Here is a 19,606-nt window from a genome sequence, read left to right on the forward strand (position 1 = left end):
GCTCTCATCAGCCGATGCAGGACGCGCTGCCGACGGTGGCCGCCGACGAACCGGGGCAGGACGCTGTTGAGGCCGAGCCGGCGCAGGCAAAGCAGCCGCCGGGCGCATTGCCGTCCGGGAGTTCCTCGACGGCGAGGTCCTGGTCCTCGATGTAGAGGTCGAGCTCCAGGTTGTCCATGGACTCCATGGGTGTACCTCCTTCGGGGTGGTTACGAACCGGTGCGATCAGCCGTAGGTTGAGGCGCTGGAGGCGCTCGACGCGCTGGTCGCCGGGCAGGACGCCGTGCTGGCGCTGGTGGCGCTGGAGAGGCTCGCCAGGGCGTTGCCCTCGGGCAGCTCCTCCAGTGCCAGCTCGTCCTCGGCCACGGCGTACAGGTCGATGGAGTCTTCCACTGCGAATCACTTCCTTTCGTTGTTCGGTGCGGATGGGTGGTGCATCCGACGGCGCGTGCCGGGGGCTCGTGGCCGGCCCGGGGCGCGCCTCGGACGATCAGGGGGCGGCGGATTCGCCGCCGGGCGGGGCCGCCGGTGGGTAGCCGAGTGCGAGCGCGAACACCTGCTGGCGGCTGGTGCCGTCGGAGCGCAGCGGCGCCCGGACGGAGGCGGGGATGAACCCGGCGAACGCCGAACCGGTCAGTCCGTGCGAGACGCCGGCCAGCCACATGGTGTGGACTGCCGCGCCGGTCCGGGTCAGCAGTGTCCGGTAGCCGTGGCCGCCGTCGCGCGCCTCGGCCGTGCGCAGATCCACGGCGACGGAGACGATCGCCGGCGCGTCCCCGAACTCGGCCTGCAGGGTGAGGGCGCGGCGCCGCTCGGGCGGCGGCAGCTCCATCACCGGGCGGGCGGTGCGGGTGAGCCCGTCGAAGTGGTGCACGGCGGGGTCCAGACCGGCCACCCGGAAGGCCACGACGGTGATCTCCAGCGGTGTGTACGGCTGTTCGTCCGGCCACTCCTCGACGTCCGCCTCGACGCCCTCGCCGATGATGTCGGCGAGCAGCGGCGCAGGCAGCGGTTCGGGGGACCAGACGCGGTTGGCGCGACGCGCCTGGAGGGTGGCCGCCAGGTCGAGCCGGGGCGCTCCGGAGTCGGGTTCCCGGCCCACTTCGACAGCCGGACCCAGCGGTGCGGGCTCAGCCGCGCGCCGGGGTGCGGCCTCGGTACGCGGGCTCGCGGGCGCGGACGCGAAGGAGTCGACGAGTTGGAGGGCGAGGTCGTCAGGGGCGATCACAGCGGCCTCCCGAGGTCGGTGACGGCGGTGACGGGTTCGACGCGCGGGTCGACACCGAGCGCCCCGGTGACCGCCCGCTCGTCCCAGCGCCGCACCGGTGTGCGGGGCAGCCCGAGGGTGCGGCAGGCGCGGCGCAAGGTGGCCTGGGCGCAGCCCGCGTCGAGCAGCGTCACCCGCAGTGCGAAGGAGTGGTACTTCTTGGCGACCTTGCCGAGGTTGCCGGTCAGCACCAGCGTGGCCGGGCCCCGTCCCGGTATCCCGTCGAGCACGGCGGTGCCCGGCGCGAGGAGGGCCAGCCGGTGGCCGCCGGGTACGTAGCCGTAGATGCCCGGCTCCAGTCCGTCCGCGTCGCGTACGGCCACGTGGGCGAGGACCGAGCCGATGTTGCCGCCGCTGGGTGTCCATCGGCGCAGGAAGTCCGGGTCGCCGGCGCGAATGCCCGCGACGGTGGCCAGGACGAGCGAGAGGGTGTCCAGGTCGACGGCGGCGTCCCGGGCGGGTTCCTCATGGCCGTACGGCTGCCCGGCCAGGCGTGCGGTGTCCGGCGCCGGCAGATCGACCTGGGGGCAGACGGGCCAGGTCTTCTCCTGGCGCTGGAGGGCCAGGTTGGAGGGCTTGTAGTGCTGCTGGTGGCCCTTGAGGTCCAGGTACTCGTGCGGCGGGAAGCCGATGAACGCCTCATACCGCGCGGCCAGCGGCGCCGGTTCGGGGCCTTCGGCGCCCTCCGGAGCGGCCGACGAGGCCGAACAGGTGGGGCAGCCGGGGCGGGTGGCTCCGCTGTGCCGCCGCTGCCTGAGGTCGTCCAGGGCGACGGTGCGCCACTGGTTGGGGTAGGGCGAGGGTACGGAGCGGGAGAGGAAGCCGAACAGATCGTGCGCCGCGAGCGCTGCGGTGAGGGCTGCCGACTCCTCGTCGGTCTCCGTACTGTCCGCGGCCTCCGTCCGGGCCGCGTCCGTACCCGCGTCCTCCGCCAACAGGCAGTCCAGGCACGGCGTGTAGCGGGGATGGACGAACGGGCCCAAGCGGGCACGCCCGTCGAAGACGGCCACCCGCACCAGCGGAATGTTCCGCTCCCGGCAGTCGGCGGCGACCGCGGACAGCTCGCCGGGCGGCAGGTCGGCGGTGACGGCCAGCGTGGTGCCCGCGGGCGGTACGCCCTCCGTCCCCGCCAGGCGGATCACCTCCGCGGACGGCGCCAGCTCCTCCGCCAGCGCCGAGGCCGTGGGCCCGGTGCCGAAGACGGCGACCCGTGCCGTGGCCAGCCGCAGCGCGCCCTGCTCCCAGCAGCTGTTGGCGCCGGTGGAGTCGCCCATCCGGGAGAGATAGTCGGCGAGTTCGGCGGCGAGCGCGGCCCCGGCGTCGGCCTGCTCTCCCCCGGGCGGCGGGCTGTCCTCGATCACCCCGCACATCCACAGCAGCGAGAGGGCCTTGAAGACGGCCCGGGGCGCCATGCCCAACTCCTCGGCGAGTGCCTCGCAGTCCTTGCCACCGTCCAGCAACGGCAACAGCCGGGGCAGCAGCGCGGTGGCGGCCTTGCCGCGGAACACCTGGGGGCTGGGCAGCCCTTCGACGACCAGGCCCTCGCTGACCGGGCGGACCGCCACGCCACGGCGGAGCCGGGGCAGTGCCGGTACGGACAGCTGCGGGTCGCGCAGGGCAGCCGCTCCGGTCTGTTCGGCGGTGAGTACGTCCCCGTTCGGCATGGTGCTCAGCTCCCCACCGGTGCGGCGGTGGTCAGCCGCTCGAAGGTCCGCCACGAGGTGTCCTCGCCACCACCGCGCGCCGGGCGGCAGCGCGGGCACTGGTCGACGGCGACGACGTGGTTGCGGGCCGTCCTGCCGTCGGCGAGGTTGAAGGAGCGCACCCGGGCGGCACCTGCGGCCTCGCCCTCCTGCTCGTCGAAGAGGTCGTGCACGGCGGCGCGAGCCAGCGCGACGGCCATTCCGATGTGGTGCGGCGCATAGCCGGTGACCCGTACGTCGTCCGATGTGTCCGCGGCTTTGGCCTCCCGGCCGTGCTGCCCGCGCGCCTCGCGGGGGACGGGTGCGCGGTCGTGCTGGGCGCGGCGCCGGGTGAAGCAGCGGTGGCAGGCGCCGGCGCCGGGCCGCACGGCAGGTCCGCAGCGCAGCTCGGTGGGCTCCAGCTCGATCGGGAACCAGGGCACGCGCCAGGCGTACGCGGAGGACTCGACCGCCTCGGCCATCGTCGGCCTGGGGTGGTCGGTGACCAGCACCAGCAGATCGCTGACTGGCCAGAAGCTGGGGTGGCTGCCCCCGTCGACGCCCATGACGACGGCGCCGGTGTACGTTTTGGCCAGCCGCTCGGTGACGGCGTGCCCGAAGGAGCCCGCCGCGAGAAACAACGGTCTGCGGGGACCGGTCGTTCCGGTGTGCATCGCTTCTCCTGCCCAGGTGGTGTGGTGGATGTACACGGGTGCCGCGCTGTGCGTGGGTGGCGCCGGTGCGCCATGGGCGGTAGGTCAGGCGAACGGCTGCGGGAGCTGGGTGATCTCGTCCTCGTCCAGCACCGGATGGCCCATCGCGCGCGGTGCCTCGTACAGCCGCGGGTGGCCGAGGTAGCGGGCCCGGTGCACGAAGGAGAGGGGCATCAGCTGGGGCACCAGCACCCGGACGACGGTGGCGCCGACCTGGCGGGCCTCGTCGGTGGTCAGGTCCACGGCGACGACTTCGCAGCCCCGCGCGTGCAGCCGCTCCAGCAGCCAGCCCAGAACGGTGCGCGGGTCGGTGGCGGAGGGGCGGGGCAGCGCGGCCAGCGGCCGTTCCTCCCGCTCGCCGTCCAGGAGGAACGAGAAGCGGTCGCGGGCCGCGAGGGGCCCGGCCTGAGCCGCACCTCCGACGACGTCGACCAGCTTCTCGCCGCTCTCCTCCGACGTGCTCGCCTTCTTCGCCGAGTTGGTGATGTGGTGCCGTAGCGCGATGCGCAGCGACGCGGCCTCACGGTAGAGCTTGGCGACGGCGTCGCCGGGGTCCGGATCGCAGGTCGCAGCGACGATCTGCGCGAGTTCGGGGTCGGAGTCCGCGAGCTGGACGCCGTAGATCACCGGGATGCCGAGGTCGGTGGTGGCGTCGTAGAGCTGGGTGCGGAGGTGCGGGTTGGCGGCGCGCTCGACGAACTGACGTTGCTTCTCCGTGAGTAGCTCCGTATCCACCGTGAGCCGGGGCAGTCGTAGCCGCTGCAGCCAGGTCAGCGCTATCGAGTCGCGCTCGACCACCTCCAGCAGCCCGTTGACGACGGCCGCCGTCACATCGGTATGGACGGCGCAGCCGGTGGAGACGGGATGGCTGACGCGCTCGCCCAGGGCCTCGGGCGGGTTCTTCAGCCACACGTGCACCGCGGGCACCCACACCGGCCGCTGCCGGGTGAACGACCAGCCGCGCACCCAGCGCATGGGCGCGTCCGGGTCGGGGCCGACCAGCCCGTGTCCGCCCCCCGCGAGTTCGGCGGCCGACAGCTTGGGCCAGGCGTCCAGCGGCACGGCCTCGTCGCCGAGTTCGCCGGCCGTCGCCCAGCGGTAGCGGCCCGCGTCCCGGGCGCAGGAGGAGTAGCGCTCCAGCGACTCGGCGACCGCCAGCAACGCGGCGTGCTCGGACGACAGATCGCCGCCGGCCCCGTCGAAGTTGCCGTGCTCGGCACCCATGTTCCAGTCCTCGTGCCCGGTCAGCACGTGTACGGGGTCGCCGAGGGAGGCGGTGAAGATGGGGAAGTCCGGGTCGCCGGGGCTGCCGGAAAGGCGTACGGCGCCGCTGACGAGGCCGTAGGGCGAGACGAGATCGCCCATCCGGCGCAGCGAGGCGGGCGGCGTCGCGGTGGCGGCGTCCGCGGCGGCCTCAGCACTGTGCGGCGTGGTGGTCACGGTCATCAGTTCCTCTTCTCCGTGTCCCAGCGGAAGGCGCGGATGGCCGCGACGGTCAACAGGGCGGCGGTGCCTGCGATCAGCAGCCAGTCGAGCCACTGGGCATGCCGGGTGACACCGCCGGTGACGTCGTGCCGCAGTGCGTCGCCCAGCAACGCGACGGGGTTCCAGGACAGAACATCCGCGAGCCCGTCGGGCATCAGATCCAGCGGGAAGAGCACGCCGGAGGCCATCAGCAGCAGGGGGGTGAGCAGTCCGGAGATCGCGTTGGTCAGCTCCGGCGAGCGCAGTGTGCCGCCGAGCAGGAAGCCCACGGCCAGCAACAGCCACATGCCGAGTGCTGTCGTCAGCAGCATGGTCAGCCCGGACAGTGGCGTCAGCAGGCCCAGCACCGTGGCGACGGCCCCCGCGACGGCGAGCAGCCCCAGGCCGAGCGCGCCGCGCGCCGGCAGCAGCGAGGTGAGGATGGCCTGTGGCCGGGCCGGTGTGGTGCGCAGCAGCCGCAGCGTGCCGTTGGCGCGCAGCGACACCAGCGTGCCCGCGGTGGCGCTCAGGGCGAGCGACATCAGTGCGAAGACCAGGACGCCGGGCAGCACGAACGGCATCGGTTCGAACGGCGGGCTGCCGTCGGTGCCCACGGCGTCGACGTTCCGCCCGTCCCAGCCGGTCTGCGGCAACGCGTCGCGCAACGCGGAGACGACCGAGGGGCTTTCGGGGTCGGTGACCACCTTCAGGCTGTCGCCGTCGGCGGACGGTGCCACCACCGCGTCGGTGCCTTCGGGTGCGCCACGCGGCGAGCCGACGGCGGTGACCTTGGAGCCGTCGCCGAGCGCGTCCTGCAGCTGGGCCGCCTGGGTGCCACTGCCCACCACCGCGACCTTGTACGGGCCGCCGGCCCAGGTGAGCTGCATGATGGTGACGAAGAGCCCGGCGAGCAGGACCGGGAAGACGACGCTGAAGAACAGCGCCATCGGATCGCGGACCAGCTCCTTTGTCATGCCCTTGGCCAGCGCCTTGAACTGGCCTTGCGGAACTGCCTCTTCGGGACGCTCGGGGTTGTCGGGGACGGGGGTGCGTGCCGCGGAGCCGGTGTGGGGCGGGCTCGTGTCGATCGTGCTCACTCCTTGCTCCCCTCGTCGGGGTCGGTGGCCCCGGTGCCGGTCGCGGCCAGGAACGCGTCCTCCAGCGTCGGGCGGTGGATGCGTACGTCCACTCCGGGCGCGCGTTCCTCGAACCAGGCGACGGCCCGCTCGGGCCGCTCGGCGGCCACGGTGAACCGCGAGGTGCTCCCGGGGTCCGCCTGCACCGCGTCCGTGCCGAACTCCTCGCGCGCTGCACCGATCAGGTCCTCCTGGGCCGACCGGACGGTGACGGTGCTGCCGTGGGTGAGGCTCCGCACGATCTGCGCCGGGGTTCCGCAGGTGCGCAGCCGGCCCTCGTGGAGGACGGCCAGCCGGTCGCACATCTCCTCCGCCTCCTCCATGGCGTGGGTGCTCAGCAGGAAGGTGGTGCCGCCGGCGCGGGCCCGGTTGATGACGGCCCAGGCGTCGCGGCGGGCGTGCGGGTCGAGCCCCGTGGTGGGTTCGTCGAGGACGACGAGCGGCGTGTTGCCGACCAACGCGGTGGCGAGCAGCAGCCGTTGCTGCTGGCCGCCGGAGAGCTTGGCGGCTCTGGTGCGGGCCTTGTCGGCGAGGCCCAGTTCCTCGATGAGCTCCGGCACCGGGCGTGGGTCGGGGTAGAGCGAGGCCCACATGTGCAGCGTCTCGTCCACCTGCAGACGCGGGAAGAGGCTGGTCTTCTGCGGCTGGAGGGAGAGCGCGCTGCCCAGCCATCCGCTCCGCCGGCCCGGCTCCACCGGCCTGCCGAGGACCGAGATCCGGCCGCCGGCGGGCCGCAGCAGTCCGGTGACGGCCGCGATGGTGCTCGTCTTGCCCGCGCCGTTGCGGCCGAGCAAGCCGAATATCTCGCCTCGTCCTACGGTGAACTCCACATTGTTCACCGCCGTGAAATCCCCGTAGCGGACGGTGAGTTCGCTGACCGCGAGAGCGAGTGACGCGTCGTATTCGGCGACTTCGCCATCCGGGCGTTCGCTGCGTTCTTGAAGGCTAAACATTTGGCGCTGCATCCCCACGTCCCGCGCAAATAGTTGACACGTTCTGCGCTGTGCGTCATGCCGACTGGTCGGAGGTGATCACGAGCAATGCTGACCGCTCGGCGGAACGCTGGGCAAGGGGCGTTCGGAGAGACCGAATACGGGAACTGCGTCCCCTGGCCCGAGAGTTGGGTAAAGATCCAACCTGCTACTCGCCAGTCTCCTTGTGTCGCTTGAGACTTGAGGGAATAGTGACGAGCCGACCAGGCGGATTACCGCGCGGGGACCGACCTCCCACGTCCGGGCACCGCAATAAGTGCTCTATGTCCGTTACACACCGAGTTTGCAAGATTTGCCATACGGGGAGACTCAGTGAATGATCGGATGCTTCGCGCCTTCGTGACGTGTGCGCGAACAGGAAGCGTGACCAGGACCGCCACCGAATTGGGCTACTCGGCTGCCAGCATCAGCGACCAGATCCGCCAACTCGAAGTGCACACACGGCAGCCGCTGTTCCGGCGCACACCGGGGGGCATGAGTCTGACGGAAGCGGGTAAACGCATGGTCCCAGTGGCGCACGACATTCTCTCGCGGATGGATCTGCTCTGCCACTGCGAAGCAATGCCCGAGTATGGCCGACGCCGCCGCGGCAACCAGGCCGCTCCACGGCAAGAGCTGTACGCCGTACGACCCACCGCGTAATACCCTCCGCATTAAACCGGAATATTCGCGAGCGAAAACACGAAAGACGCCAACAGGTAACGGAAAGGCAACACGAAGGCGGGGAGCGATGGGCGAAGCATCGCTCCCCGCACTTCTGTTCGCACCCCCGCCGGACGGCGGCGGGCGGCTAATCGAGGGGTTCCGCCGACGGGCTCACCTCCAGGCCGCGGGCAATCGCCTGCAAGCCTGCGCAGTGTTCCTCGAAGACCTTTCTGCCCTCCCCGGTGGCCTTGAGCCAGGTGCGGGGCCGCTTGCCGAAGTACCCCTTCTCGACCTCGACCAGCCCCGCCTCCTCCAGCGCGGCGGACTGCTTGGAGAGCGCCGAGTCGCTGACCTCGACCACGTCCCGTACGAACCGGAACTCCAGCCGCTCGGCCGAGGCCAGAGCCGCCATGACCGAGAACCGAACCGGGGACTGGAGCAGCGGCTCCAGCCGGTGCCGCGGGTGCCGGGCGCTGCTCACCGCGCGCCCGCTCTGCGCACCAGCAGCGCCGCACCCAGGGTCCACACCACGAGTACGGCCAGCGAGGCCGACCACCACCACAGCGGGGCGCCCCCGCTCCAGACCGAGCCGACGACGACCGCGGCCACGTACAGCCCGGTCCAGCCGGCGGTGAAGACGAGGTGGAAGCGGCCGAATTCGCGGGTGACGACAGGGCGGGTTCCCGCATACGCCATGGCCAGCGCGCCGATCAAAGCGCCGGCCGCGTTGAGCGTCATGCCCACAGCGGGCTCGGTGCGGGCCGCCGCGGCGCCGCAGAGCAGCAGCACGGTGTAGCCGAGAAAGCCGAGCAGATACCGCGCGTACCAGTCGGCGTGCGCTCTCCGTCCGCTCCGCTGCACCGCCTCCCGCCGCTCCAACGCGGCCCGTGCCTCCGCAGCTTCCATGACATGCCTCCACGTGCAGTCGGCCACTCAAGTTCTTTCAGATTAGACATCTACTTTCCAAGTTGGCAAGTCCCCTGGGCGGCGCGGCGGAAAGACGACCGAGGGGCCGGCCATGGCCGCTCCCCAAAGCGCCCTCATGACCGACCCCTGCGTCGCCCCCGTTGCCTCGGTGCCGCGGCCTGCCGATGAACGGCACCCCCCTGCCGGTGCACGGCACCGAGGCTCCCCCCGAATTCCCCCCGATTCCCCCGTTGTTCCCCCTCAGCAAGCATTCTGGGCCCCGCACGATCCACGGCGCATTGCCGCAACTCGGCAGTGTTCTCTATGGTCTGCGTGCCGGGCGGCGTCAAGGAACCGTCAGCGGAGCATCAGGAGAGCGGAGATACGGGTGAATGGCGCTGCAGGCATACCGGAGGGATATCTGGACGGATATGTCGCTCTGCTGACCGAGGTCTGTGCGACCGGCCGACGCCTGAAGCGGGACGAGCTGGAGCGCAGGCGGGAGTTGGGGGAGCGTGCAGCCGACGCCGGGTACGGACTGCGCGATCTGGTCAGCGCCCACCTGACGGCGGCCCGTACCGCCTGGCCCTCCCTGCCGGGCGACCCCGACAGCCTGCTGGCGGTGACGCACCAGGTGATCGACGCGGTGGCCGAGGGGTACGAGCGTGCCCAGCGGCAGGCGGTGCGCCAGGAGGAGGCCACCCGGCGGGAGTTCATCGACGACCTGCTGCACGGGCGCAGCGACTTGGGCCGACTGGCGGAGCGCGCCGAGCGGTTCGGGCTGCGGCTCTCGCACTCCCACGCGGTGGCCGTCGCGCGCGGCCCGGCCGCGTACGACGAGGGCCATCAGGTCGCCCGGCAGATCGAACGGGCACTGATCGCCCGCTTCCGCGACCGCGGCATCCTGCTGACCACCAAGGACGGCCGGGTGCTCTGCGTCGCGCCGGGTGACCAGCCGGAGGTGCTCACCCACTTCGCGAAGCAGTGCTACGCGGCGATGGACGGCGGTCAGGTGGCGATCGGACGCGTCCAGCCGGGGCCGGGCGGTGTGGTGCAGTCGTACGAGGAAGCCGTGAGCGTCCTCGACCTCGGCGAGCGGCTTGAGCTGAGCGAACCGGTGCTCCATGCCGCGGATCTCCTCGTCTATCCCGTACTGACCCGCGACCGGCAGGCCATGGCCGACCTCGTACAGGCGACGCTGGGCCCGCTCACCGCGGCGCGCGGCGGGGCCGAGCCGCTGCTGGAGACGCTCACCGCCTACTTCGACTCGGGCTGCGTGGCGGCGGAGGCGGCCCGCCGGCTCTCGCTCAGCGTGCGCGCCTTCACCTACCGGCTGGAGCGCATCCAACAGCTGACCGGGGCCGGCCCCACCGACCCCGCCCACCGCTACAAGCTCCAGACCGCGGTGATCGGCGCCCGCCTGCTCGGCTGGCCCGGCACACCGCTGGGCACGGGATGACGGCCGGTAACGTTCCCTCCATGAGCACACAGACCTCCCCCGGGGCCGCCCCCGACGAGCCCGCGTTCTGGGAGGAGCGCCGCACCTGCTTCCTCACCACCCCGCGGCCGGACGGCACCCCGCACCTGGTCCCGGTCGGGGTGACCTACGACCCTCGGACGCGGATCGCACGGGTGATCAGCAGCCGCTCCAGCAAGAAGGTGCGCAACGTGCTGGCCGCCGGGCCCGCCGGGGTGCGCGTCGCGGTGAGCCAGGCGGAGGGGCGGCGCTGGTGCACGCTGGAGGGCATCGCCGTGGTCCGGGACGACGCGGAGTCGGTGGCGGACGCCGAGGAGCGGTACGCCCGGCGCTACAAGCCGCCCCGGCCCAACCCGGAACGGGTCGTCATCGAGATCGCCGTCACCCGCGCGATGGGCACCGCGAAGCCCCCGGGCTGGTGACCGTCCCCCAGACTCCCTCCGGCAGGACCCCCATCGGCAGTGCCGTTCACCCCCAGAGCGCCCGGGCCACCGTGACCCCCGCGTATGCGGCGCCGAGTCCGGCCGCCAGGCTCGCGGCCACATTGAGGAGCGCGTACCGGGCCGCGCCCTGCTCGGCGAGCCGCAGTGTCTCGTACGAGAACGTCGAGTAGGTGCTCAGGGCCCCGCACAGCCCGGTGCCCAGGAGCAGTTGGACGTTCGAGGAAGCAGCCCCCGCGAGCGCGGCGCCGGTGATCAGGCCGAACAGCAGACAGCCGGAGACGTTCACCAGGAACGTGCCCCAGGGGAAGAGCGCATCGTGCCGGGCCTGGACGGCCCGGTCGGTCAGATAGCGCAGCGGCGCGCCGACGGCGGCCCCGGCGATCACGAGCAGCCAGTTCACGCGCCCGCGCCCCCGGCACTCCCGCCACCGGCCGCCTCACCACGGCCCTGCGGGGCGTCGCGGGCCGGGAAGCGGACGACCTCCACCTCGTCCAGCAGCACCAGGCCCTCGCGGGTCAGCTCCTCCAGCTCCGGGAGGAAGGCCCGGATGCGGGCGGCCTCGTCCACGATGACGACCGCGACCGGCAGCTCCTCGCTCAGCGACAGCAGCCGGGTGGTGTGCACCATCGAGGAGGCGCCGAAGCCCTCGATGCCCCGGAAGACGCTGGCGCCCGCGAGCCCGGCGACGTGTGCCCGGTGCACGATCTCGGCGTAGGCGGGGCGGTGGTGGAACTGCTCGTTCTCGCCGAGCAGCACCGTCAGCCGCAGCGCGTTGCCGTGCGGCCGCGCAAGCTCCTGTCCGGTGTCCGTCATCGCCGCCTCCCTTCGATCAGGCGGCGGGTGACCGCCGCCGTGAGCCAGACCGCCGCCATCGCGCCGAGCAGCGTCAGCCCGAGGTAGCCCAGCGCGGTGCCGGGCTCGTGCGCTTCCAGCAGCTGCTGGATGTCCACCGCGTACGTCGAGAAGGTGGTGAAGCCGCCCAGCACGCCGGTCCCGAAGAACGGCCGTACCAGTCGGTGAGCTGCCCAGACGTCGGTGATCAGCACCATGAACACCCCGATGACGGCGCACCCGGCCACATTCACCAGCAGGGTGGTCCAGGGGAAGGCTCCGTGCGGGGTGGGCCACAGCAGCGCGGCACCGTAGCGGGCGCAGGCCCCGAGCGCACCGCCGAGGGCCACAGCCGCGACGACCGGGCCCTGACCGCGCAGCACCGGCGCCGGACGCGGGTGCCGCGGCGGTTCCCGCCGTGGCCGCCCGGGGCGCCCCGATATCTTCTCCACACCTGTCTCCTACTCGCCGGGCGCCCACAGGCACGCGCCATCGCAAGCAGGGACCGTTGGCGGCACCGTTGCCGCGGTTCGTGTACGGCGAGCCCCACCGCCGCGCGGGAACCAGCCGGTCGCCGCGCCCCCAGATTAACGCCGGTCCCAGGGCCCTGCACCCCCGGCGGCGGGCGTGAGCCGGGCGCCGGGGCCTGCCCCCGCGCGGCGGCGGAAACGGAGGGTTGGGCCGATCTTCATGTTCGACCCTCTTGCGCGTGTTCGAAAATCTGGCAGGCTCCCCCCGTCCCATGCCAACACGGGGCATGCTCGGGGGAGTTGACACCGGGGGTGTCCCGTGCCATCGAGAGGACCCCCCATGCGTGCTTCTCACGCTCCTCTGGCCGCCGCTCTCGGCACCGCAGCGCTGCTGGTGCTGTCCGCCCAGGCACCGGCCACGGCAATGCCCCTCCCCTCCGACTCCGCCGTCACCGCGAACGACGCACCCGCCGACTACTACAAGGACGCCGAGGGCAAGACGGGCCCCGAACTGAAATCGGCACTGCACGGCATCATCAAGGAATCCGACGCGCTCTCCTACGACCAGGTGTGGGACGCGCTCAAGGCCACCGACAAGGACCCCGACAACCCCTCCAACGTCATCCTCCTCTACACCGGCCGCTCGCAGAGCGCGGACGACAACGGCGGCGGTGCCGACCAGTGGAACCGGGAGCACGTGTGGGCGAAGTCGCACGGTGACTTCGGTACCTCCACAGGCCCCGGCACCGACATCCACCACCTGCGCCCCACCGATGCCTCCGTCAACAGCACCCGCGGCAGCAAGGACTTCGACGCGGGCGGCGAGGAGGTCGGGGAGGCACCGGGCAACTACACCGACGGCGACTCCTTCGAGCCGCGCGACGAGGTCAAGGGCGATGTGGCCCGCATGATCCTGTACATGGCCGTGCGCTACGAGGGCGACGACGACTTCCCCGATCTGGAGCCCAACGACAAGGTGGACAACGGCTCGGCGCCCGCCCATGGCCGGCTCTCCGTACTGAAGAAGTGGAACGAGCAGGACCCGCCGAGCGCCTTCGAGAAGAACCGGAACGACGTCATATACGACCAGTTCCAGCACAACCGCAACCCGTTCGTCGACCACCCGGAGTGGGTCGACGCGATCTGGTCCTGACCGGATCCGGGGGCGGGGCCGGCCGACCGGTCGGCCCCGCCCCCGGCCAACCCGTTGCAAAACGCCCATATCTGTGACGCTTGTCTCCAACGGCTATGTCACACCCGGCCGAGCCGATCTTTTTGCAACCGCATCACCAGCACAGACGCCGCTGTTGGGTGTCAAGCGCCATTAACGATCTTTGCTGCTCTTAATTGGAGCATTCGGACAGCTGTGCTTACGGTCGCTCCCGCTCGACAGGTTCGCCTCGAACTCGTAGGCGGACAGCCGCGACCGAAGGAAAGAAGAGCATGCTGTTCTCCGGCAAGGGCCGTCACCGTCGTCCCAGCAAGGCCACCCGCATTGCCACCCTGACAGGTGTCGCGGGCGCGGCAGTCGCCATCCCGCTGGTCTCCGCCACGGGCGCGCAGGCCGCCTCGGTGGACACCTGGGAGAAGGTCGCCCAGTGCGAGTCCTCGGGCAACTGGCAGGCCAACACCGGTAACGGCTACTACGGCGGGCTGCAGTTCAACAACTCCAGCTGGGCCGCGGCGGGCGGCACCAAGTACGCGTCGCGCGCCGACCTGGCCACCAAGGACCAGCAGATCGCCACCGCCGAGCAGCTGCTGAAGATGCAGGGCCCGGGCGCCTGGGCCTGCGCCGGTGCGGGCGGTCTGACCTCCGGCGGCCCCGCGGCCGATGTGAACCCCGACGGCGGCGGCAACAAGGCCCAGCCGCAACAGAAGTCGGCGCCCAAGCAGGCGGCTCCGCAGAAGCCGGCCCAGCCCAAGCCCGCCCAGCCGCAGCAGCAGGCCCCCAAGAAGGGCCACGGCAACTACACCGTCAAGCCGGGCGACACCCTCGGCAAGATCGCCGAGGCGCACGACACCACCTGGCGGCAGATCTACGCGGACAACAAGTCCACCATCGGCGGCGACGCCGACCTCATCGTGCCGGGCCAGAAGCTCCAGGTCGGCTGACGCCGCCGAGAGCTTCCCCTCCGGACTGCCGTGGCCCGCGCCTCTTCCCCCGAGGGCGCGGGCCACGGCCCCTTTTCTCCCGCTTTTCTCCCGCTGGTTTCTCTCGCCTGGTCAGGGCGTGCTCTGTGCCCGGCTGATGTTCTTCGCCAGGCCGGCGGCCGAAGCCAGCCCCGGCTCCTCCGCGAGGCGGTCGGCCTCGCTGTGCAGCTTTCCGAGCGGGGGCGCGGCGGGCAGCGGCTCGGCCGCCGGCTGGGTGGGCCGCGGTTCGGGGCCGGGTGATGCGCCGCCCTCCCCGGTGCGCAGGGCGTCGGCGAAGTAGGCGGCGACGGCCGCCAGCCGCAGATACGGGGAGACCTCCGCGCCCTTCCACAGCTCGGCGCCGGTCAGCGCCGTGGTGGCGATGTCGTGCGACTTCTCGTGCGGCTTCCGGTTGTCGGGATCCTGCCAGCGGACGGTCGCGGTCGCGGCCCTGCCCGTCGCGCCGTGCTTCAGCCGGACCGCGTACAGCGCCGTGACCGTATGGCCGGGGCCGACCTCGCCGCCGTCCACCTTGTCGTCGCGGAAGTCGTCGTCGGCCACCTTGCGGTCCTCGTAGCCGACCAGCCGGTAGTCCGTCACCGCGTCCCGGTCGAAGACGACCTGTGCCTTGGCGTCGCGGGCACGCAGATCGATGTTGCGGGGCAGCTGGTTGACGAAGACCTCCCGCGCCTCCCGGCGGGTGGAGAGGTAGACGGTGTGGCCGTCGCCCTTGTTGGTCAGACGCTCCATCAGGGCATCGCCGTAGTCGCTGCCCACGCCGACGCCGAAGAGGGAGATGCCCTGCTCCTTACGGTGCCGCGCGACCTGGCTCAGGATCGTCTTCGCGTCGGTCTCCCCCGTGTTGGCCAGCGCGTCGGACATCAGGACGACGCGGTTGGTGGCGCCGGAGCGCCGGTGCTCGGCCGCCTGCTGATAGCCCTCCTCCATCCCCGCGCCGAGGTTGGTGCTCGACTGCGGCTCCAGCTTGTCGACGGCCGCTCGGAGCTCAGCACGGCCGCCGTCGTCCAGCCGTGTCATGGGCAGCACGGTCTCGGAGTCACCGCTGAAGGTCACCAGCGACACGGAGTCGCTGCCGCGCAGTTGGCCCGCCGCCGTCCGCAGCGCGTCCTTGACCAGATCCAGCCGTCCCGGCTCGGCCATCGAACCCGATACGTCGAGCACGAAGGTGAGCGCGGCCGGGCGGCGCGGCGCCTTCGGGTCGCTGTTCCTGGTCGCCAGCCCGACCCGCATCAGCGACCAGTCAGCCGCACCGGTGCGGGCGCCGTCCGCCGAGACGGAGAAGCCGTCGCCCTTCGGCCGCCGGTAGCCCTGCGGGAAGCTGTTGACGAACTCCTCCGTCCGTACCGTCTGCGGGGCCGGCCGCGCGCCGTCCCGCAGGGTGCGTTGGGCGTAGCTGTAGGACGCGGTGTCGACGTCCAGCGCGAACGTCGACCGGAAATCCGCTGGTTCGGTGGGTTTTACGGAGGCGACCTCCCCCGGTGCGGAGCCGCCGCCTTTCGCGTGTCCAGGGGCGCCGCCCTCCGCGTATCCGGGGGCGCCCTTGGCGGTGTCGCTCGTGTCCATGTTCTTCGTGCCGCCGCTCGTACATCCGGCCAGCACCCCCGCCGCGACCGCCACGGCGGCCCCCGCCATCCATCCTCGCTTCATCGCGTCCCCTCACACCGTCGTTCGGCTCCGTGTGCCGGTATGACGGCCCGGGGCCCCGCCGGGACCCATGCAAAAGGTCGCTTTTTGATGACAACAGGGGAAGGCGTCAGCCGCGGTACGCCCCCGGGGCCAGCTCTTCCAGGAGTGCCTGGGTGCGTGGGGGAAGACCCCTCTCGGCGCCGTGGAGGGCGGCGGCGCGCTCCGCGACCCAGCGCACGGCCTCATCGAGGGCGCCCGGTTCACCGGTGGCATGCGCGGCCCGCAACAGCGCGTCCCAGAGCCGCTCGTCCGCCGAAGCACTCCGCAAGGCGGTCCGCACAGCACCCACCGCGGCGTCCGGTTCCCCGAACCGGAGATACTCGGCGGTGAGGGCGAGGCCGACCTCGGCGACGAGCAGCGGATGCTGCGCCTCGACGACGTCGTACGCCAGCCATCCGTACCGCCCCTCCGGCCGGTCGGCCAGCAGCGGCCCGCGCGCGAGGTCCAGCGCCTCCGCGAGCTTCTGGCGCCGCACCTGCGGCGCCAGCTTCGCGCCGCGTTCTCCGGTGCAGCCGTGGTGCAGGGTGCGCAGCACGTCCCAGTCGGAGACGACGGAGGGCCGCAGCACGAGCCGCCCGTCCTTGTCGGTGGACAGCCGGGGCGTGCCGTCGGTCTCGATCCCCAGCCAGCCGCGCAGCCGTTCGACGAGCGCGTCCCGCACATCGTCGGTGACGCCCTTGGGCCACAGCGCGGAGGCCAGTACGCGCGGGTGCACGCCGTTCCGGTTGAGCAGCAGCAGCGCCAGCGCCTCGTGCAGCAGTGCGCTGCGCGACTCCTCCGGCGGCTCGATGCCGGTGACGTCGTAGCTGCCCATGATCCGCGCGTAGACCGCCGGACGGCCGCCTTCGCTCAGGTCGACGCGGAAGCCGGGGCCGCGCCCGCCCTCGGTCTGCTCGTCGTCCGCGTCGGCGAACAGCTCGACCACCGCCGCGCGCAGCTCCTCGGGCAGTAGCTGGGCCCGTACTTCCAGGCCCATGCGGGGTGCGGCGAGCGTTCCGTCCGCATCGACGGTGAACTCCCATACGGCGCTGGGCAGCCGTCCGCCGGGGACACCGACGACGAAGCCCACGCGTGGCCCTTCGCTCTCGGTGGCGAGCGCGGCCAGCCGGCGGGCCTCCTGCTTGGTGGGCTCGACGCCGATCAGCACTATCTGCGGAGCCGCCGCCTGCGGAGTCAGCTCGTCTTCCCGCTCCTGCAGCAGCGCCGGGACATCCGCCAGGTACCGCGTCCGCTCAGGCGCGAGTGCGGTCAGCTCCTCGCCGAAGCCCACGAGGGTCAGATCCATGCCCCGGGACCAGCTTCCGGTGGCGAGTTCGGCAGCGATGGAGGCAAGGACGGCGGTGCGCCGCTCATCGTCCCCCGCCACCGAGACCAGCCCGGGCACCGACTCCAGGTTGAGCAGCAGCCGTGCCCCGCCGCGAAGGCCGAGGCTGACCAGCGCCGGGTAGGGCGACGGCCCACTGGTGTCCACGTCGAAGCGGGTCTGGGCGCGCTGGATGGTCCAGAAGCTGGGGCTCTGGCCGAATCGCCAGGGCGCGGGCGGCTGTCCGGACTCCTCGGCGAGTTGCAGATGCAGGTCCTGTCCGGTCAGCCAGGCCGCGTAGACGACGGGGAGTTCCCGGCCCGCGTCGGCGAGGTCCTCGGCCAGCCCGCGCAGCGCACGGTCGAGGAAGCGTACGGCGGCGGGGTCGGCGCTGACGAGGAGCGCGTCGCGGGCCTGCGCTGCCGGGTCCGACGGGGGCGTGAAGTCGTCGCCGGGTGCCCGCCGGGCGCCGCCGGTGACCGCCCTCCACAGCGCCGTCCGCCGCCGGCGGCCCAGCGCGGCCAGCACCCCGGCCGCCAGCAGCGGAGCCCCGAGCAGCGCTTCGGGCAGCCCGACGGTCCCGAACACCCCGCCGTCGTCCGCCTTCGAGGAGCGGTGGAGCTTGTTGGTGCCGTCACCGTCCGGGACGTCGGCGTGGTCGAGCTCGGAGGGGGTGTCCTCGCCCTTGCCGCCGTCGCTGTTGTCCTGTGACGGTGCGGCCGGCTTGTCCGGCGCGGGGGTGTGCGGTGCCGTACCGCCCGGCCGGGTGTCCGGGGCGCCCGGCCGGATGTCGTTGGGCTGGGAGATGCCGGGGCCGGGCAGCCCGTCGTCGTCCTCCGCGTCGCCGAGGTCGTCGGTCCGGGTCGGCTGCTCCTCGGCAGGGCTCTCGGGGACGGACTGCTCCTCGCGGTCGGGCGTGTGTTCGCCGGGCGGGACGTCGAGCTTCTCTTCCGTATCGGGCCGCACATCGGCATCCGAGTCGTCGGAGCTGCCGTCCTGGTCGGCCCGGCCGTTCCCGGCGTCCCGGTCGCCATGGCTGTCCTCGCTGCCCTGGTCGCCGGGGCTCGGCCGGGGGTCGTCGTCCGGAGCGTCGGGGATCTCCTGGTCCGGCTGGGTGGGCGCCAGATCCTCGCTCCCGTCACCCTTTTCGCTCTCCTCCGGGATGCTCGGTGCGAGTTCGGGCTCGTCGGAGCCGTCGTCGGAGACGTCCGGATCGGGGTTCGAGGGAGCCTCGTCCGGCGAACCCTTCTCGGGAGATTCCTGCTCCTGGGAGTCCTGCTCCTGAGAACCCTGGTCCTGGGAATCCTGGTCCGACGAGTCACCGTTCGGCGCGGTGGGCTCCTTCCGCTCCGACCGGTCCCCGCCCTTGCCCTGGTCCTGGTCCTGGCTCTGGTCCTGGCCGTGGTCCTGCTGGGGTGGCTGCTGCTGGCGCTGACCGCCGCCGGGGGATCGGCCATCCTGATAACGCTCGTACTGGGCACGCTCCTTGGCGCCCAGTTCCTCGGCGTCGTCCGGCATCTCGACCAGTTCGCCGCCGTGCGCGTCGGCGGGCATCTCCATGATCCAGCCGGGCCGGATGAGGCTGGCCTCGGACAGCCGGGAGCCGTCCGGCTGTACCCGGTCCTTGTTGAGGCGGTAGATCTCCTTGTAGCGGCGGCCGTCGTCCAGGTGCCGTTCGGCGATCTCCCACAGGGAGTCGTGGTGGCGGCCGACCGGGGGCTGGATGCGGTAGAACTTCGTCTTCCGGGCCTGGGAGGTGTCGCTCGGCGCCGACGACTGGTGCGCCGCACCGGCCCGCTCGCTGCCGCCTCCGGCCAGTACGACCGTGTCCGAGCCGCCCCCGCCCATGACATGCGCACCGGCACCGTCCACCTGTGCGGCCACCTCGCCCGACCGCTGCTGCCCGGGGAGGAGCTGGGCACTGGCGACGGTCTGCGAGGGCTGGTGCGGCTGTACGGAGTGGCCGAGGTCGGCCAGGCCCGGCGCGAAGCTGGCCGTGCTGGAGCCCAGCAGCAGGATCGCGGTGACGAGTTGCCGCGCCAGCAGCTGGCTGGGGCCCGCACCCGGCACCCGCGCGGGCAGGCCCACGCCCGAGAGCGCCGCCTTGACCTCGACCAGCACGCAGGCGGTGAACTGCGCCCAGGCGAGCCATACGACGACCGTCAGTACGTTGATGAAGACACCGACGCTCACCTCGTCGCGCAGCATGTCCAGCGACGGCATCCGGTGCGGCAGCGGCCAGCCGATGAAGTAGGCCAACGCCAACGGCACCCCGGCCACCAGTACGGCCAGCGCGACGAACGCACAGAACGCCTTGAGCACGTCCCCGAACGTGCGCCGGGTGCGCACCGGTACGGGCGTGCGCGAGCGCGAGCGGGCCCTGGGCCCGCCGGGGGCCGGTGCCGGTGTCGAACTGCGGCGCGCCATGTCGTGTGCTCCC

General features: G+C 72.2%; 20 protein-coding genes. 5 read left to right on the forward strand and 15 right to left on the reverse strand.

Annotated elements, in window-relative coordinates:
* Positions 1-7 precede the first annotated feature (7 nt).
* From ACTWQF_RS15160 to ACTWQF_RS15195, 8 genes are all read right to left on the reverse strand, one after another.
* Positions 8-187 (reverse strand): thiocillin family RiPP, encoded by a 180-nt coding sequence (locus tag ACTWQF_RS15160; protein ID WP_443279906.1) that lies wholly within the window; start codon positions 185-187, stop codon positions 8-10.
* A 38-nt stretch (positions 188-225) separates the two neighbouring features.
* On the reverse strand, positions 226-393 hold the full coding sequence (locus ACTWQF_RS15165) for a thiocillin family RiPP (RefSeq protein WP_443279907.1): 168 nt from the start codon (positions 391-393) through the stop codon (positions 226-228).
* A 97-nt stretch (positions 394-490) separates the two neighbouring features.
* Positions 491-1,228, reverse strand: coding sequence for a nitroreductase family protein (locus ACTWQF_RS15170; RefSeq protein ID WP_443279908.1), 738 nt, complete (start codon positions 1,226-1,228; stop codon positions 491-493).
* The gene (locus tag ACTWQF_RS15175) at positions 1,225-2,985 is read right to left on the reverse strand and encodes a TOMM precursor leader peptide-binding protein (protein WP_443279909.1); all 1,761 of its coding nucleotides are present in this window, start codon (positions 2,983-2,985) and stop codon (positions 1,225-1,227) included. The genes ACTWQF_RS15170 and ACTWQF_RS15175 overlap by 4 nt, the downstream gene beginning before the upstream one ends.
* A complete protein-coding gene (locus ACTWQF_RS15180) occupies positions 2,937-3,623 on the reverse strand; it encodes a TOMM precursor leader peptide-binding protein (protein ID WP_443279910.1) in 687 nt (228 codons plus the stop codon). Before ACTWQF_RS15180 ends, ACTWQF_RS15175 begins: the two co-directional genes overlap by 49 nt.
* Before the next feature lie 84 nt (positions 3,624-3,707).
* Complete coding sequence (locus ACTWQF_RS15185) at positions 3,708-5,108, reverse strand: YcaO-like family protein (RefSeq protein WP_443279911.1); 1,401 nt, start codon at positions 5,106-5,108, stop codon at positions 3,708-3,710.
* Complete coding sequence (locus ACTWQF_RS15190) at positions 5,108-6,223, reverse strand: ABC transporter permease (protein WP_443279912.1); 1,116 nt, start codon at positions 6,221-6,223, stop codon at positions 5,108-5,110. Before ACTWQF_RS15190 ends, ACTWQF_RS15185 begins: the two co-directional genes overlap by 1 nt.
* Positions 6,220-7,215, reverse strand: a complete 996-nt coding sequence (locus ACTWQF_RS15195; RefSeq protein WP_443279913.1) for an ABC transporter ATP-binding protein — start codon at positions 7,213-7,215, stop codon at positions 6,220-6,222. The genes ACTWQF_RS15190 and ACTWQF_RS15195 overlap by 4 nt, the downstream gene beginning before the upstream one ends.
* A 363-nt stretch (positions 7,216-7,578) precedes the next feature.
* Here ACTWQF_RS15195 and ACTWQF_RS15200 point away from each other — a divergent pair, with 363 nt between their 5' ends.
* Positions 7,579-7,896, forward strand: coding sequence for a LysR family transcriptional regulator (locus ACTWQF_RS15200; protein ID WP_443280164.1), 318 nt, complete (start codon positions 7,579-7,581; stop codon positions 7,894-7,896).
* A gap of 148 nt (positions 7,897-8,044) precedes the next feature.
* On the opposite strand, the gene ACTWQF_RS15205 is transcribed toward ACTWQF_RS15200, so the two are convergent.
* Both ACTWQF_RS15205 and ACTWQF_RS15210 read right to left on the reverse strand, forming a co-directional pair.
* The gene (locus tag ACTWQF_RS15205) at positions 8,045-8,380 is read right to left on the reverse strand and encodes a winged helix-turn-helix domain-containing protein (protein ID WP_443279914.1); all 336 of its coding nucleotides are present in this window, start codon (positions 8,378-8,380) and stop codon (positions 8,045-8,047) included.
* Entirely contained in the window at positions 8,377-8,805 is a 429-nt protein-coding gene (locus ACTWQF_RS15210; protein ID WP_443279915.1) for a hypothetical protein, read from the reverse strand. The genes ACTWQF_RS15205 and ACTWQF_RS15210 overlap by 4 nt, the downstream gene beginning before the upstream one ends.
* A 388-nt stretch (positions 8,806-9,193) precedes the next feature.
* On the opposite strand from ACTWQF_RS15210, the gene ACTWQF_RS15215 reads away from it, so the two are divergent.
* Complete coding sequence (locus ACTWQF_RS15215; protein WP_443279916.1) at positions 9,194-10,264, forward strand: PucR family transcriptional regulator; 1,071 nt, start codon at positions 9,194-9,196, stop codon at positions 10,262-10,264.
* Between the two features lie 20 nt (positions 10,265-10,284).
* Complete coding sequence (locus tag ACTWQF_RS15220) at positions 10,285-10,704, forward strand: pyridoxamine 5'-phosphate oxidase family protein (RefSeq protein ID WP_443279917.1); 420 nt, start codon at positions 10,285-10,287, stop codon at positions 10,702-10,704.
* Between the two features lie 46 nt (positions 10,705-10,750).
* On the opposite strand, the gene crcB (ACTWQF_RS15225) is transcribed toward ACTWQF_RS15220, so the two are convergent.
* From crcB (ACTWQF_RS15225) to crcB (ACTWQF_RS15235), 3 genes are read right to left on the reverse strand one after another with little or no spacing between them, the layout of a single operon-like run.
* The gene (gene crcB, locus ACTWQF_RS15225) at positions 10,751-11,125 is read right to left on the reverse strand and encodes a fluoride efflux transporter CrcB (protein WP_443279918.1); all 375 of its coding nucleotides are present in this window, start codon (positions 11,123-11,125) and stop codon (positions 10,751-10,753) included.
* On the reverse strand, positions 11,122-11,538 hold the full coding sequence (locus ACTWQF_RS15230) for a DUF190 domain-containing protein (protein ID WP_443279919.1): 417 nt from the start codon (positions 11,536-11,538) through the stop codon (positions 11,122-11,124). Before ACTWQF_RS15230 ends, crcB (ACTWQF_RS15225) begins: the two co-directional genes overlap by 4 nt.
* On the reverse strand, positions 11,535-11,999 hold the full coding sequence (gene crcB / locus ACTWQF_RS15235; protein WP_443280165.1) for a fluoride efflux transporter CrcB: 465 nt from the start codon (positions 11,997-11,999) through the stop codon (positions 11,535-11,537). The genes ACTWQF_RS15230 and crcB (ACTWQF_RS15235) overlap by 4 nt, the downstream gene beginning before the upstream one ends.
* Positions 12,000-12,366: 367 nt before the next feature.
* Here crcB (ACTWQF_RS15235) and ACTWQF_RS15240 point away from each other — a divergent pair, with 367 nt between their 5' ends.
* Positions 12,367-13,179 carry an endonuclease I family protein gene (locus ACTWQF_RS15240; protein WP_443279920.1) on the forward strand — a complete coding sequence of 271 codons (813 nt, stop codon included), beginning with the start codon at positions 12,367-12,369 and terminating at the stop codon, positions 13,177-13,179.
* A gap of 290 nt (positions 13,180-13,469) precedes the next feature.
* On the forward strand, positions 13,470-14,138 hold the full coding sequence (locus ACTWQF_RS15245) for a LysM peptidoglycan-binding domain-containing protein (protein WP_443279921.1): 669 nt from the start codon (positions 13,470-13,472) through the stop codon (positions 14,136-14,138).
* A gap of 111 nt (positions 14,139-14,249) precedes the next feature.
* Here the strand turns inward: ACTWQF_RS15245 and ACTWQF_RS15250 are convergent, their stop codons facing one another.
* Together ACTWQF_RS15250 and ACTWQF_RS15255 are read right to left on the reverse strand one after the other, a co-directional pair.
* Positions 14,250-15,824, reverse strand: coding sequence for a YfbK domain-containing protein (locus ACTWQF_RS15250; protein WP_443279922.1), 1,575 nt, complete (start codon positions 15,822-15,824; stop codon positions 14,250-14,252).
* A gap of 106 nt (positions 15,825-15,930) precedes the next feature.
* Positions 15,931-19,593 carry a BTAD domain-containing putative transcriptional regulator gene (locus ACTWQF_RS15255; protein ID WP_443279923.1) on the reverse strand — a complete coding sequence of 1,221 codons (3,663 nt, stop codon included), beginning with the start codon at positions 19,591-19,593 and terminating at the stop codon, positions 15,931-15,933.
* Between the last annotated feature and the right edge of the window lie 13 nt (positions 19,594-19,606).

Source organism: Streptomyces sp. 8N114 (assembly GCF_052245835.1).
In the GTDB taxonomy this organism is placed as follows: domain Bacteria; phylum Actinomycetota; class Actinomycetes; order Streptomycetales; family Streptomycetaceae; genus Streptomyces.